Origin of the sequence: Acinetobacter sp. LoGeW2-3 (assembly GCF_002688565.1) — a bacterium.
Taxonomy (GTDB): Bacteria; Pseudomonadota; Gammaproteobacteria; order Pseudomonadales; family Moraxellaceae; genus Acinetobacter.
This window is the reverse complement of sequence record NZ_CP024011.1, coordinates 2,305,866-2,320,551: the sequence shown is the minus strand read 5'-3', so window position 1 is coordinate 2,320,551 and position 14,686 is coordinate 2,305,866. Positions and strand designations below refer to the sequence as shown.

Annotated in this window: 8 protein-coding genes and 1 pseudogene; 4 read left to right on the top strand and 5 right to left on the bottom strand. The window is 34.9% G+C overall.

All coding sequences use genetic code 11. The features are described from left to right. Nucleotides 1–12: 12 nt before the first annotated feature. On the bottom strand, nt 13–189 hold the full coding sequence (locus BS636_RS16310) for a hypothetical protein (RefSeq protein ID WP_171265966.1): 177 nt from the start codon (nt 187–189) through the stop codon (nt 13–15). 479 nt (nt 190–668) lie between these two features. On the opposite strand from BS636_RS16310, the gene BS636_RS11235 reads away from it, so the two are divergent. Then, a complete protein-coding gene (locus BS636_RS11235) occupies nt 669–1,850 on the top strand; it encodes a transcriptional regulator (RefSeq protein ID WP_099338843.1) in 1,182 nt (393 codons plus the stop codon). Between the two features lie 893 nt (nt 1,851–2,743). Here BS636_RS11235 and BS636_RS11230 read toward each other — a convergent pair. Next, complete coding sequence (locus BS636_RS11230) at nt 2,744–3,421, bottom strand: metallophosphoesterase (RefSeq protein ID WP_099338842.1); 678 nt, start codon at nt 3,419–3,421, stop codon at nt 2,744–2,746. Nucleotides 3,422–4,105: 684 nt separating this feature from the next. Between BS636_RS11230 and BS636_RS11225 the strand changes: the two genes are divergently transcribed. Then, the gene (locus BS636_RS11225) at nt 4,106–5,584 is read left to right on the top strand and encodes a hypothetical protein (RefSeq protein ID WP_099338841.1); all 1,479 of its coding nucleotides are present in this window, start codon (nt 4,106–4,108) and stop codon (nt 5,582–5,584) included. A 286-nt stretch (nt 5,585–5,870) separates the two neighbouring features. Then, nucleotides 5,871–6,704 (top strand): TIGR02391 family protein, encoded by an 834-nt coding sequence (locus tag BS636_RS11220; RefSeq protein ID WP_099338840.1) that lies wholly within the window; start codon nt 5,871–5,873, stop codon nt 6,702–6,704. Between the two features lie 33 nt (nt 6,705–6,737). On the opposite strand, the pseudogene BS636_RS16635 reads toward BS636_RS11220, so the two are convergent. From BS636_RS16635 to BS636_RS11205, 3 genes and pseudogenes are all read right to left on the bottom strand, one after another. Then, nucleotides 6,738–9,812 (bottom strand): annotated as a pseudogene (locus tag BS636_RS16635) (DEAD/DEAH box helicase family protein); the annotation flags it as partial. A gap of 134 nt (nt 9,813–9,946) precedes the next feature. Further along, nucleotides 9,947–11,239 carry a restriction endonuclease subunit S gene (locus tag BS636_RS11210; protein WP_099338839.1) on the bottom strand — a complete coding sequence of 431 codons (1,293 nt, stop codon included), beginning with the start codon at nt 11,237–11,239 and terminating at the stop codon, nt 9,947–9,949. 1 nt (nt 11,240) lies between these two features. Then, a complete protein-coding gene (locus BS636_RS11205; protein ID WP_099338838.1) occupies nt 11,241–14,003 on the bottom strand; it encodes a type I restriction-modification system subunit M in 2,763 nt (920 codons plus the stop codon). 251 nt (nt 14,004–14,254) lie between these two features. Between BS636_RS11205 and BS636_RS11200 the strand changes: the two genes are divergently transcribed. After that, on the top strand, nt 14,255–14,668 hold the full coding sequence (locus BS636_RS11200) for a hypothetical protein (protein ID WP_099338837.1): 414 nt from the start codon (nt 14,255–14,257) through the stop codon (nt 14,666–14,668). The last annotated feature ends 18 nt before the right edge of the window (nt 14,669–14,686 follow it).

The following is a 14,686-nucleotide window of genomic DNA, read 5'->3' as shown; positions in this document are numbered from 1 at the left end:
AGAGGGTAGATTTTAATCTTTATTGACGCCACACTTACGACATTCTCGATGTGTGCCAATCTCTTCCATGTGTTGATATTCATAAATGTGCAAGCAAAATATTTTTTTCAAAAGCTGAAGCATTGTTAAAACTCCCGTTTCATCATTATTTAAATACGCTTCTGTAGCCCACTCTTCCTGAGTGTCCATTGTTGTTTTGATTAAAAAACCACCTCTTACTTATAAACATCTTTTTTGAAAATGTAAAATCAATTTCATGCGTTTTTTCAACTTTCCGATAAAGTTAATTTTCAATTAATTCCTACTTTTAATCCTCTCATGTGATGTATGTCGCAATTATCCATTTTCAAGAGTTATATGCCTCTGTGATTAAAGCGATCCATCAATTTCCTATGAAATTTTTATACTAAACGTTGGAATGAGCGTTTGAATCGTGCTGATTCTGATCGATATAACATCTATGTATTTCCTTTGCATATTTTAATATTTAAAAAAGCAGCATTTACAGCTTTGGTATAAGGGACAGCAGTACATTATTTGATTAAAATATCCAGCGTTAGATTGGAAAAGGTTAGGTCTCAGTAGGTTTGCATTTCTTTTGATTCTTCATAAAAACAATAACGATTACATCGGATGTAAATCAGGAATGATTATTGTGAGAATAAAGAATGATGATAAAACAAAGCTTAATAGAACACAGGCAAAAAATTGACCAGCTTCGTCAAAGCAGCAGTTTATCGCCTGCACATGCCGCACAATTAGAGCAAAGCATTGCCAGCTCCTGGCAACGCTCATCATCAGCAAATATACCCGAAGATCGTCTGGCAGCCCCGCTCATCGATATCAAGAAAATTAGATCCTCCTCGGCTTTAAGTCACGCTTTGCAATATTGTGCTGAAAATTTAAAACATATTGCCGAACAGTCTTCTATGGTATTAGCGGTGGGAGATCTTGGTAGTACTGTTCTTTGGACAGCCTCCTGTCCCGAATTACATAAAACTGCAGAAAATGTGCACCTGGTGGAAGGTGGTCAATGGCGAGAGGAACTAGTCGGTACTAATGCCATTTCCTTATCGATCAAAACTCAACAATCTAGCTGTGTATTTTCCAGTGAACATTACATGCCTTCGGTCCAAGATATGGCCTGTTATGCTGCACCGATTAATGATCCGTATTCCAAACAAATTCTGGGTGTAATTGCTCTATCCACTGACTGGCAAAAGCATAATAGCTTGGGTTTATTAGCAGCGGAACGCTGTGCCTCGATTATTCAGTCAGCTTTACTGGAATCTCAAAGACAGCATTTATATATTCGCGCCTTTACCGTACCTCAGGTCATTTTTAATGGAAAGGCCCTGACAATAACGCCACGTCAGACCGAAATTCTGGCAATTTTAGCTTTATGCCCACAAGGTTTAAGTTTGGATAGTCTACATCGGGCTCTTTATGGCGAACGTAAAGTCAGTATCGGCACCTTAAAAGCGGAAATGTCACAGCTTAGAGATGTATTAGGCGGTATGCTCGGTTCCCGTCCTTATCGCCTACTCGCGCATGTGGAAGCAGATTTCCTACAAACAGAGCAATCCTTAGATGCCGGTTATATCGATTCTGCCTTGAAATTATATACGGGGATATTCCTGGCAAAAACGCAAAGTCCATTTTTATGTGCATGGCGGGATTCTCTGGAATCTCGTCTTAGTGATGCGATTTTTAAAGCTAATGAATCTGAGGCCCTACTCAAGCATGTGGCACGTTTTCCTGAAGCAATTAATGCAGTGGAACGTCTGATTGAATTAATGCCGAAAAATCACCCTGTACATCAGACACTCATTAACATTCAGGATATGTAAAAATTGGGATAAATTTAGCTGTTATCTTTTAAGTCAACCATAGATAGAAAATTTCCTACTCATTATAAATATGAGTTACTTTAAAAATATAATATACAGCTTTATTTTTAAGCCCGTACTGAGATTGACCTTATATCAAGTGAAATCATTTTCATTCTTATAGAGTTCATTCTATTTGGATAATTAAACCAAGATATAAATATCTACAATCTATTCTTTAAGCTAACAATATATTTGGCAAAAAAAATAACAACACCTGCTCTTTATCCTTTCAAGGGCTCAAGGATAAACCAAGATCATCGAATGGGGATACGTTTCTCTTGGTATACTTCATCAAGAAGTGTGAACAGGGTTGCATGAAAATGTAAGTCAGTTGAGTGGAGAGAGGACTTACATAGAGGCTTACAGCGCCGTTTTAACAAATTTTACTACTTGTAAATATCAGGCCTTATGAGATAGACATAAGGGATATAAAAACCGTTTATTTAATCTGCGACATTCTTAAGAGTTTTAGCTTGATTCCTTCTACTATTCGTCTTTTATTACTGGAGATTTTCACCGTAATAGAAGTATTAAATAAAGCAGTAAAAAATCCTACCTACCAAAATCCTACCTTTTATGAGGATTAGAGTTTTTCATTATTTTTTTAAATTTCTAAGGTATTTATTTTTAATAGCTCAAAAAATAAAAAAGCATCTAGAATGAATATTCTAGATGCTTAAGAATTAGGTGGGCCCACACGGACGAAAACAATTACCTACCCTATTGTTTTTAATAAATTATTTAATAAATAAAAAAAGTAGGATACAAAGCAGGATACACGATTTAAGTGTTGTTTTTTTGAGCAATCAAACTTTTTAGCACCACTTTACTCCCCCACTACACCAATTCTTTTATTGAACTTTCACAATACAGAGCTTAGAAGTGAAGGATGATCCAACATCAATATAATGGCAATTGTCAATTTGAGTATGTTCTTTTACGATCGTATGACCTAAATAGATTTCATCGATATTATCTACAATATCATATTGATTTGAGTAATTACGTATTCGCCCTCTACCCCAAAGTGTATTTGAATATGATGATGTAATTCCTGGAATTTTATAGTCACCTTTAGAAATGTCTTGCTTAAAGATATTCCAGTCATGGATATCAATGTCAGCATGAACTATACCAATCTTTTTGCTTTCCAATTCAATTTCTATGACTAGAGGCAATTCTATAAAATGATTACTAATTTCTAGTTGCTTTTGGAGAGGTAACGCGTAAAACCATTCCCCTCCACTTCGCATATGTATTTCTCTAATCTTAGTGTCATATTGACCTTTAATACACATCTCTTCATGATTTCCACGCACAGCACGAAACCATGGCTGCTCTAATAAAGAAATACACTCAAGATTTTCATTACCTCGATCGATCAGGTCCCCTGTACAAATGAGTAAATCATTATCAAAATTGAAATTTATTGTTTTTAATTCTTGCATCAATAGGCTATAGCAGCCATGGAGATCCCCAACAATAAAACATGAATTAAATTTTTTATTACTAATCTTTAGTACATTCATTTTTCACAACAACTTAAAATATTTAACTAATTCCTAAAAAACATTTAATTTAAAATAATAGATTTTTTCAAACCATTAAATCACTTCTATTAACTTTATATTATAAAACTACTAATTTACCTACACAATTTACATTTTCCCGCATGATCGAAATCTGATTAGTCTTAATATGATGAAACAGCTCTAAGCACTACTTTTATATTTTAACCATGGCCTGGATAAACGAATAAGATAGGTTCCCCATCGGAAGAAAATACCCCCTTACTCTATTGTTTTTACTAAATTAATATATACGTAAAAATTTCGTACACAGAGCAGAGAATATTAGTTAAAGGGTCATTATCTAACTGAAATTAAAAATTATGTAACACTTCCTGCTGCTCTAGATCGCCTCAATTAAGAAAATAGGGATTAAAACTATATAGATCCTTGTGTAATTAATGTCCGACTTTACTTTAAGAATTTCCTATTTTATTAAAAAAAAACTTTCTCCCTTCACCAACATTGTTGACTTTTTAAATTTAAAATATTATTTTCTATTCCTATTTCGGCTTAGCGAGCCGAGCTTGTGTGAGAGCTAAATCGCATTGCAACTTCTGATTTCTCGAATTCCTTTAGTCTATTCATTGTAATAGCTGATGACAAAACTTCACACCATCTAGCTAAAATTTTATGGATTGACTTATGAATGATTTAGAAATTCAACATCCTTCATTAATTTTAATAAAAGAACATGCACAATCTCTAAAAAAGATTCTTAAACTTACACAAGAAGCTTTTAATATTTGCCATGAAGATTTGGCTATTGCTAATTCAGCGACACTTTGTAATTGTTTAGTGTTAATTTCTGTTCAGTATGGTTTCAATGATTTTGGTGCACTGACATCGTTTGTTAAGAAAACAGCGGTTATAAAGCCTTCTAATAACATTGACTCAAAAATTTTATATCGATTGTCTAGAATTTATAAGTTACCAATAGAGCATCTATTTATCAAAGCTTCTTTCAAGACTCTAAAAGACTATTTCAAAAAATCAAACCTACCCTCTTTTATCTGTCTGGATTCAGATAGTCAAAAATCTAGTTTCTTATTAACTATGCGCTATCTTCAAATAAACAAATGGGATCCTGTATTAAAACCATTAATTGTTAATCCAGACTTTAGATCATCTGACCATGATATTTATGAATATTCATATATAGATCGCTTAATTCGCGTAAATATTTTGAATCAGCTTTTATCACATGCGAGAGTTTGTATTAAAAACGTTATTTATTCTGAAATCTCTTTACCAATTTCCCATTTTTTTGGAAATAATATAAATCGCAATGTTTTTCTGACTGATATTGCAGAATTTTTCAATGACTTATCAATCGGATCTAATCTTTATTATGTCAAATTATTAAATTTATTACCCAACATAGAAAGGAATTCCCATTTATATAATGAAGTTAATACCCAAGAACTTAATATTTATTCTTATTCAGGATCTGATAATATATCTTCGCTTAAAATCAATTTTTCCATCGGGCCACGATTATATGCAATGCTTACAGAATTCAAAAAAAGAGAAGAATGTCCTAAGCTTAATATAGAATATGATTTAGTATCTCACAAGACACAAACCGCTATCGATAATGCTATAAATCTTGAAGATACAACTAAAAATTTATCTAAAAATATCATAGAGCAACTGATTTCTAATTTACATCACCTGAATCCTGTAATTACGGGCTCATTATCTGATTGGTATCAAGCTGAACCCAAAGAAAGTATGTCAAATCTTTTGTGGAGGGAATTCACAATACCTTATGCTCATCATGCATTAACACTTGCAAAAGAATGTATTAAGCAATCTGACCAGTTTCTTATTCTTAGAGCTACTGAATGTTATTTTGATAAAAATGGTCTTTTAATGATTAATCGAGAACAACGTTTTAAATTCTATTCAAATGATCCTTTGGCTGCTTTAGGAGATAATTACTATGAGATTTCACTATTTGTAAATCTCTATATAGCTTTCCATCTCATCACTAAAATTGATTTAAACTCACCTGATAAGATTTATTTTAGACTAATGATTAATTATATAACTAGTATATATCCTAGTCATTTACCCATTCCTAAAAAACCAAAATTAAATATTTTTGGAACTTATTCATAGGTTTTAATTCCTATTTATTTGTATTCAGCACTTTAATTAATAAATTACTAATTAAAGTGCCTCATACCAATCTCTTCTTATATCGCAATTCAAATATATAATTATCTTCTAATTTTAATTTATCTTCCTTCTTGAATATCTTCTATCTATTTGCAAATAAATACTGTTTATCAACTACTCTCAATATTTATAATTTAATTAAATTTTTAAATTATCTGATATAAATTCTAGATTTCTATCTTTTTATATCTCATGATTAACTAAATTTTTAAAATATCATTCAAAAATGTTCAGAACTAAAAACTACTTTCATGTCGATTATTTAGGTGAAGCAGGAATTACTGAATCATGTCTCTTTAGCCTGCACAATTTAATCCAAACTCACGCAGATCTAAGTTACGCTCTATTGCTTACCAGTGAACAATCTCATGCCTTTATCCTGAAAGATCTAACCGAAAATTATTATGTCATTCGCTCTGGCTTTACATCGGGTTATTTCGGAGAAGGACCTAAAGGTCTAGCGAAAGCATTAGCTATTTTAAGTAACCATCGAATTAAAACTGAAGAAATTCTAATACCCACGAAATTTCTCAATAGATTGAATAGCTCATCATTGAGTGATCAGGATATCGATTTTATTTTTCAACAGAAGATTATTCGCCCTATCCGCTTGCACGACTATATTTATCCTTTCGAAAATGAAGTAGCTCAAACCGTCAAGTCAAAGCGTTACTACCCATTAGAACTACCCTACTCGATTATTGATGACAGAATTTTTGAATTAGCATTACTGTTTAAGCAAGATCCCGACTCTGCTTTAACAAAAGCATATAAGCGTCTTGAAGATATTGTTCGTACACGTACAGGTATTCATGAGCATAGCACCAAACTATTCGCTCAAGCCTTTCAAGGTGAAAATGCTCTTCTCACTTGGGATGTACCAGACAGTGCTGAGATCAAAGGTCGAGTAAATTTATTTACAGGTGCGTATATGGCTTTCCGGAACGCTCGTGCACATCGAGAAAAAGATGAAAACTTAATTCATCAATACCGAGAGTTTTTATTGATCAATGAGTTATACCTACTAGAAGCTGAAGCAATAACAATAGAATCAAAATAAGACAAGGCCATATGGCCTTGTCTTATATTACTATGCTAATTCTTTGCCATTACTTAATATGAATTTTCGCAACATTGCATCCAGTCGAATATTCACTTTGAAGGGAGGAATGGTTGCTCCATCTTTAGCTTCTAAATACTGTTTTGCTTTGACTTTTTCTACCGTAGCTAAAAGTTCATCAAAACGTCCAAACTCATTGATGTTATTTACCGTAACCTGAGTATTCATGAGTTGTCTTAACTTTGTCTCGTCTAGTCCTAGTGCTTCTGCAAGATCATGAATTCCATCTTCTTGTGCTTGGAATTGATACTCAGTGATGTAATCCCTGAATGACTTACCAGCAACAAGAGTCACATCTCCACTCTGTACATCATGCAAGAAGATATTAGCAAACTTCTGCTCTTCAGCACTGAGCATTGCAAAACTCTTATGCAATTCATTTAAAGCATCTTCAATAGTAAGCTCTAAATCACCATTACGCAGTGCTTTCAGATATTTATCAAAACGACTGTTCATGTAATCTGAATCGATTTTATCTGTATCGATTTCTGTTAAGTAGCCTTCTACTTCAAAAGGTATGTTACCCCCATCAGATCCACCACCACTGCCACCATTCGAGAACAATTCTTTATAACGTAGTGCCAAAATTAAGAAGGTTTGTTCATCCAACTTTAATTGAATGTTTAATTTCTTTTTATGCTCATCACTAAATTCATAACTCAACTTATCCCATTTAAAGCCCTGAATTTTAGCTGCTTCAAGATATTCGTTGAGTTGTTTAAACAGTTTTGCAAATAATGCACATGACTGGTCATCTTCTGGTAACTTATCAAAATTAGACACATGGGCATTTTTAAATAGATCATCAATTTTTTCGAAGATTTCATTGATGTTTTTTAAATTGCTTGGTAATTTATCGACAAATAAAGCCAATGGCTTATCACCTGAATATAATTTTACTGCAGCGTCGATATTACGCTTCATGGTGTGCGGACGACGATAATAACGAATAATGCCAAATGGCTTATCTTTGCCAAACAAACGATTGGTACGTGAGAAGGCTTGGATTAGGTTTGCATATTCTAACATCTTATCTAAATACAACGTATTAACCCATTTTGAGTCAAAACCTGTCAGCATTTGATCCACTACAATTAACAGATCAAGCTGTTTTTCAGGCGTATTCTCGATGCGTTTATAGGCTTCTTTGTGTGATAGCCGATCTGCAATATCTCTCTTCATCTTGGCATGATTAGCTAAGCTAAAGTCCACACCATAAAGTGCATTGTAGTCTTGAATAATTTCAACTAAGCCATCCTGTTTAAAGGCAGCATTACCATTGTTATCAATATTTGGATCAAATAAGGCTGTGACTTTTAGCTCTGGCATCGCCTTTTTAATCAGTCGATAATACTCAATCGCTTCAGGAATACTACTGGTTGCAAACATGGCATGGAATTTATGATTTTGGCTAAACTGCATCCAATTTTCTTTAATATCTTCGACCACTTTATTGCGATGCTCAGTACGATGATATTGTGATGTTGGTAGGTAGTCTTCGATTCCTTTGATGTATTTTCCTGACTTATCTGTACGCCCTGCCATTTCAACTTGCTTACTGTCCATGAAGTGTTGATAGACTGCTTTTTTCTCAGGATCATCTAGGGCTTCTTTTACCGTATTGGCTTTTGCTTGATGTAATGCAACTGCTTCACGCAACTTAGCATCTTTATAGGTTGCAACCAAATACGGGTCAAAACCTAAAACGTTTTTATCTCGAATACCGTCTGCAATACTATAACGGTGCAATTCATTGCCGAATACCGTTGCCGTGGTATTCATATTTTTCTCGTTTTCTTCTTGAATCGGTGTCCCTGTAAAACCAAAAATACAGCCTTTGGGAAGGTGTCTTTAATGGTCATCATCATTTCACCAAATGTAGCTCGATGTGCTTCATCTACAATGATGACAATACGTTTTTTGTTGATCAGTTCAATGTCATGTGCATTTAAACCACCCTCTTCATCTTTGATATTACTCATTTTTTGGATTGAGCTTACAATCAAGATTTCATTCGCAGCTGTACTTTTGAGTTTACTCACCAAAGCATGTGTATTTTCAGTGGCTTGGACAAAGTCTTTGATATCAGCAAAGTTGTTATATTGCTCAAGTGATTGTACACCCAATTCAATACGATCCATTAAGAAAATCACTTTATCTGCATCTTTGCTCAGAGCAATCAAATGTGCTGCTTTAAAGCTAGTCATGGTTTTACCAGATCCTGTGGTATGCCAAATATAGCCACCTAAACGATCTCGACCATCCCAGTCAATCATAGCTACCCGATTGGTAATTTTTTGTACAGCAAAACACTGATAGCTACGCATCACTTTGAGAACCCCATCAGTTTTATCTGCAATGGTATAGAAACCAATAAGTTGATGTGCCATTGGTATCGAAAGCAGCTTCCCTGCAATATCTTTCCAATAGTTCACGGGTTCGTTATTAAAGTCTGCCCAATTGAAATAGAAGTCTGAGTTAAATGTGCCATCAGGCCCTGGGTTGGCAAAGTACCATGTTTCATCTGGGTTCATTGCTACGAAGATTTGAACCAATGCAAATAGGCCTGTAAAGATGCCCGAACGTGCATAGTTTTCAATTTGGTGTGCTGCCTGACTGACAGGTACGCCTGAACGTTTTAGCTCGATATGAAACACGGGCATGCCATTAATGAGGAGCATCAAGTCGCCACGACGGTCATTGAGAATATTAGATTTGGTTAAGAATTTTGGTTGTTGAGCAATCTGATAACGGCTTTTACCTGCTGCAATTTCCTGACGGTCGTAAATGGTTAAACTGACTTCTTTGCCAAAATGTAGTTCGTCATTTGGATTGTCACGTTTAATGGATACGGTTTTACCGTTAATAAAGCCATTGAGGGCAAAAGGCGTGCGCAGTGTATTGATCTGTTCAATAATCTGATCCATTTCCCCTTGAGTTAAAGGCTGATTATTCAGTCGATCAATTTCTCGGTTATTTTGAAAAAGAATCTCTGCCCAGTTATCGATGAGATCCTGTTGCGTTGGATTTTTAATGACATCTTGCCAACCTTTTTGTAAAAGGAGGTCAATGAGTGCTTGTTCAAATGCTGTTTCGCTTTTAAAAGTCATATTTGTTTGGTGTTATAAAGTCAGTATTTAGATTCTTAAATCCCCCTTAAATAAAGGGGGATATAGCAGTGATTAAACAAACATTTTTTCTAAAAATGCTTGTTTTAGGTTTTTTAAAGTTTGCAGCTGTTGCTGATGTAAATTGATCTTTTCATCAATTTTTTTGAAGAATCCACCTATTTTTTTCTGTTCAGTTGGCTCTGGAATTTTACAAGTAAATCCTAAAATTTTACTTGGAGAAGTATGTTTTACTGTCGTACCTGTTGCCGATAGTACGATATATTTATGGTAGGATTTGGTCTGTAATAGGTAAAATAGAAACTCTTTTTCTAACTCTAAATTTTCAAAAGTAATTAATCCTAATCGCTGATTATGAAGTAAGATTTTTCCTTCAATTGATGGTAATAATGCAGGTAAACCTAAAGTATCACTTTCTTTACTTAAGTCAGTCATAGTTACAATAAGATCATTTTCCTTAAGGATATAATTCTTAGGAACTCCACCCTTGTAATAGATAAATTTTTCAGCTTTGAATCCACCACCAATCATAAAGTTACCCGGCGTTAATAAACAATAATCGGTTTCTTTATCGCTAAAAAATTCACCATTAAATGCATAACCATGCTTAATCGAAATATAATCTGTTAATTTTGAGCTATACCAATCCCCTCTAAAACTGTTTAAACGAATTTCAGGACGCTTACTTCCCTGTTTTGGAAACATTTTTTCCAACATCGCTTTTTTAAAGTTTTGTGTTTGTGCCAATTTTTTTTCATGTAAAGCAATTGATTGATCAAGGTTTTGGAAAAATTCACCAATTTGAGCTTGTTCTTTTTCAGAAGCAGGATATTTAACAATCGTCTTAGCAAGATTAGTCCGACTAACAGATAGTACTTTAATACCTTGCATCAATGACAAAAGTTGATGGTGATAAGCATTTGAATTGAGATAATGTCCCAAGTAATAAGGTGATAATTTTATTCTCGGACGATATGCCATAGTATGCAGACCAGATACAATATAATTATCGTCTACTCCACTTATTTCGATTGCTTTTCCAGCACTTTCATCCTCTGCCGTATCAGCAAAAATAACATCGCCATTCTGTAAAAATTGGCTTTTAAAGTCGGAAATTTTCCCATCTGTAATAAATGGTATCTTGTCTTTCTTGTAATCCAGCACAGCTGTATATTTTACAAGAATATCCCCATAATGAATATTTTTGATATCTCCATTGTCATAATTCAAATCCGCTCTTGAAAGCGTATTATTTGGCAATGGAATAAACATTTCATTCAAAGCTTTTTGCTGCCAACCATCATCAAAACCTTCAAATCTTAATTCAGGGCATTTTTGCTTTTCCACATTACGCCCCTTTTAACAATGCTTGAAACTGTGCCAAGCCTTTCATATCAAACTCATCACCAGTTAAGTCATCAATCAAGTCTGCAAGGCTATGCTCTGCCTCAGTCAGCTTTTGCGTAGTTTCTGTATAAGTCACTGCATATTTATCTGCTAAAGCCTGTACCGTATCAGTCAAATGCTCAATCACTTCATTAGGCAATGCCAAAATCGCAGACACAATTGGTTCAACCCACTTCGCTTCTAGCAACGCTTTCACTTGAGTTTCTTCTAGAGCTTCAATAGTGGTTTTCGTTAAAAGATGAAGTGTTTTAGCATCATCATTGATCTGTGCTTTTAACTCTTTCTCTTGTGCAAGTAACTCATCTACCTGCACCAAAGTCGCTTCTAGGCTTCCTTCTTCAAAACTAAAGCCTGAACGTAATTGCTTTAAATACGCTTTAACTTTTGGGGCTGCATAAGTGCCATCTTTATTTGCTTCAATGTTTGACCATTGCACTTCTGTATGGTCTTTTACAAACTGCTCTTTTTGAGGCTTTTTCGGTTTAGGGTCTGTACCTAAAAACTCAAGATACTCATTGAGTGCAACAATTTCAGGCGTTTCAATTTCCGCATAAGCTTGCTTTAAGGCTTTAGCAATTTCGGCAGGCACAAAAGCATCATTGGCTTCATTTAACAACTGCTCTTTATCTTCTTCAGATAAAGACTCCATCAAAGACTCAATCTCTGCACTGGCTTCTGCAAGTTCACGCTCTTTGGCTTTTAATGCTTCCAACTCTTTAGACAATAAACGCTGCTGTACTAGATCAAATGGCAATACATAGCCTACCCAACCTTCTTGTACTTCATGCTCTTTACCATCTTTCTTTTTAATCACGATATTTGGATTAACGATTTTGGCAGCATTCAAACCTTCAGATTGAATAATCTCCAAATCACCTGCAATACCTTGCCATTGATCATCTAAAGCTTGGTAGGCCTGATATTTATCCACTAGTGGGATATCGGCTAAACGTTTAAAGATGTCTTTACTTAAAACATCTTCTTGCTGAGCAATATGCAAGCTTTGCATTTTGCCAATGAGTTCACCCTTCAAGTAATCCTGAAAATCAGCAAATGCGGTATTAAACTGAGTTACAAAGCCCTTCACATCTTGATGGCCTTGAATCGCTTGGCTAATTTCAGCCGTCGCTAAATTGACATAAGGCGTATCGCTGTCGGTAAATAAGTCTTGGCGTAACTGTGGGAATGCTTTCCAATATGCAACATGTGCATCAATTTCTTTTTTCGGAATACCGCCAAACATCGTGGCATAAATATCCCATGTTTCAGCCGTTGCTGAAGAATCCACATAACGAGGAATATTGAGGTTATAGCCCTGATCTTGAATTTCTTTTTGCGTCACTACACGTGAGAACTGTTCAACGTCTTTACGCTCAATCACAGCATCGACAATTTTCTTGATATTCGATGCTTGTAGATGGTTGTTTTTACCTTGCTTCACAAAGCCTTTAGACGCATCAACGATCAACACGTCTGTGGTTGGACGTTGTTGTTTTAAAATAATGATGACCGTTGGAATACCCGTACCAAAGAAAATATTGGCAGGTAAACCAATAATCGCATCGATATGATTTTTCTTAATCAAATTGGTACGAATACGCTCTTCTTCACCACCACGGAACAACACGCCATGTGGTAAGACAATCGCCATAATACCGTTTGGTTTTAAATGATATAAGTCATGCAGCAGGAACGCGTAATCCGCTTTGGTTTTAGGGGCTAAACCAAACTCTTTGTATCGAGGATCTGCATCTTTATTTGCTGGATCCCAAGCCTGTGAATATGGTGGATTGGATACCACTGCATCTACATAAAGTGGTTCGTAAGTATTGATTGGATCATTGTCTTCAAAAAATGGCCAATCATCTTCTAAAGTATCGGCATTTCTCGCCACAATATTGGCAGGCAAGATACCACGCATCACCAAGTTCATACGGGTTAAGTTATAGGTATTTTCCTTTAACTCTTGTGCATAGTATTTGATTTTATTGGCATCATTCACATGCTTCGCCACAGAGCTACCAATATTAATCAGCAACGACCCCGAACCACTTGTTGGATCGTAAATTTTGATTTCAGGCTGATCTTTTAAATGATGCGCAATGATTTCAGACATGAGAACTGAAACTTCATGTGGTGTATAGAACTCACCTGCTTTTTTACCTGCATTCGCAGCAAATGATCCAATTAAGTATTCATAAATGAATCCAAGCACGTCATAGTCTTGCTTGTTGTTCATTGGAATGACTTTGATCAATTGCAACAAATCACTGATCGCTTTGGTCTGGCTATTTGAGTTATCGCCAAGCTTGCTCAGACCTGTCTCTAATGTCTTAAAAATACCATCAAATACTTTTTTGTGAGAGCTGTGAATGTGGCGTGAAAAAGCCGAAAGCGCATCACGAACATCGGCAACAGTAAAGTCTAAGCCCTTATTAAGCCATGTTGAAAACAGGTCATCATAAGCGATGAAATAACCGATACCATTTTTAATAAATTCTACAGTTTCAGCATCTTCTTCTGTCAGTGCTTCAATATCTGATTGTGCAAAGTCATTGGCTTCTAAAAAGCTTTGTTCTTTATCAGACAAGAATTTGTAGAACATGAACCCTAGGATATAGTCTTTATATTCATTTGCCTCAATCTTTGAGCGCATTTTATTGGCTGATTCCCAAATTTTGGAAGCGAGTTGTTGCTTGTTCATAGGTGGTCTACATTTAATCAAATATTAGAGCATTCTAAGATGCTTAAAAAAGGTTATAGTCTGTCAATTCAGACCAATCAATTGCCCATATTCTCGGTAATTTGAGCATATAGGACAACTGTTATTTTGAGTTATTTTTACAGTCATTTAGTCAACAAAATTAAGATGAATGATTGAATAATTTTTCACTATTTAAGTCGATTATAATGAATAGCTTAATATTACAATGTAACCTCAAAGGTCTTAATAAAATGGCTCAACATTGGCTTGCTTATCATCAATCACATTCTGAAGAAAATCCCTTCCCTTACGCTGCTCTTGAGCAATCTATTGTCTACTCGAAAGAAGAATTTCACCTTAATGCAGGTGATATCATTTGGATGATTCAGGGCGACAAAATAAGTAATAAAGAAACTCGATATACCTTAGTTGATTGTTTTACCGTTCATGCAAAAACAACACCACCTACTATGGTTTCGGATGATTTTATGTATGCTTATACAGGCAAAAAATCTCTACTAACCTTACCTATAGAATGGAATAAATCAAATGAAGACTGGCAGCTAATCCATCAAAAATTCCTGACCAAAAGACCTGGCTTGAGAAAAGCCACCAGCATAGAAGCAACAGCACTAAAAAATATTAGTGGTATTTCCAAGTTTTAAGTATTGCCCTTTGCAGTC

Bases quoted from the DNA above. Each gene is read 5' to 3' on its own strand.
- BS636_RS11205 (WP_099338838.1), bottom strand. From the start codon at position 14,003: ATGAACAAGCAACAACTCGCTTCCAAAATTTGGGAATCAGCCAATAAA.
- BS636_RS11230 (WP_099338842.1), bottom strand. From the start codon at position 3,421: ATGAATGTACTAAAGATTAGTAATAAAAAATTTAATTCATGTTTTATT.
- BS636_RS11225 (WP_099338841.1), top strand. From the start codon at position 4,106: ATGAATGATTTAGAAATTCAACATCCTTCATTAATTTTAATAAAAGAA.
- BS636_RS11200 (WP_099338837.1), top strand. From the start codon at position 14,255: ATGGCTCAACATTGGCTTGCTTATCATCAATCACATTCTGAAGAAAAT.
- BS636_RS11220 (WP_099338840.1), top strand. From the start codon at position 5,871: ATGTTCAGAACTAAAAACTACTTTCATGTCGATTATTTAGGTGAAGCA.
- BS636_RS11235 (WP_099338843.1), top strand. From the start codon at position 669: ATGATGATAAAACAAAGCTTAATAGAACACAGGCAAAAAATTGACCAG.
- BS636_RS16310 (WP_171265966.1), bottom strand. From the start codon at position 189: ATGGACACTCAGGAAGAGTGGGCTACAGAAGCGTATTTAAATAATGAT.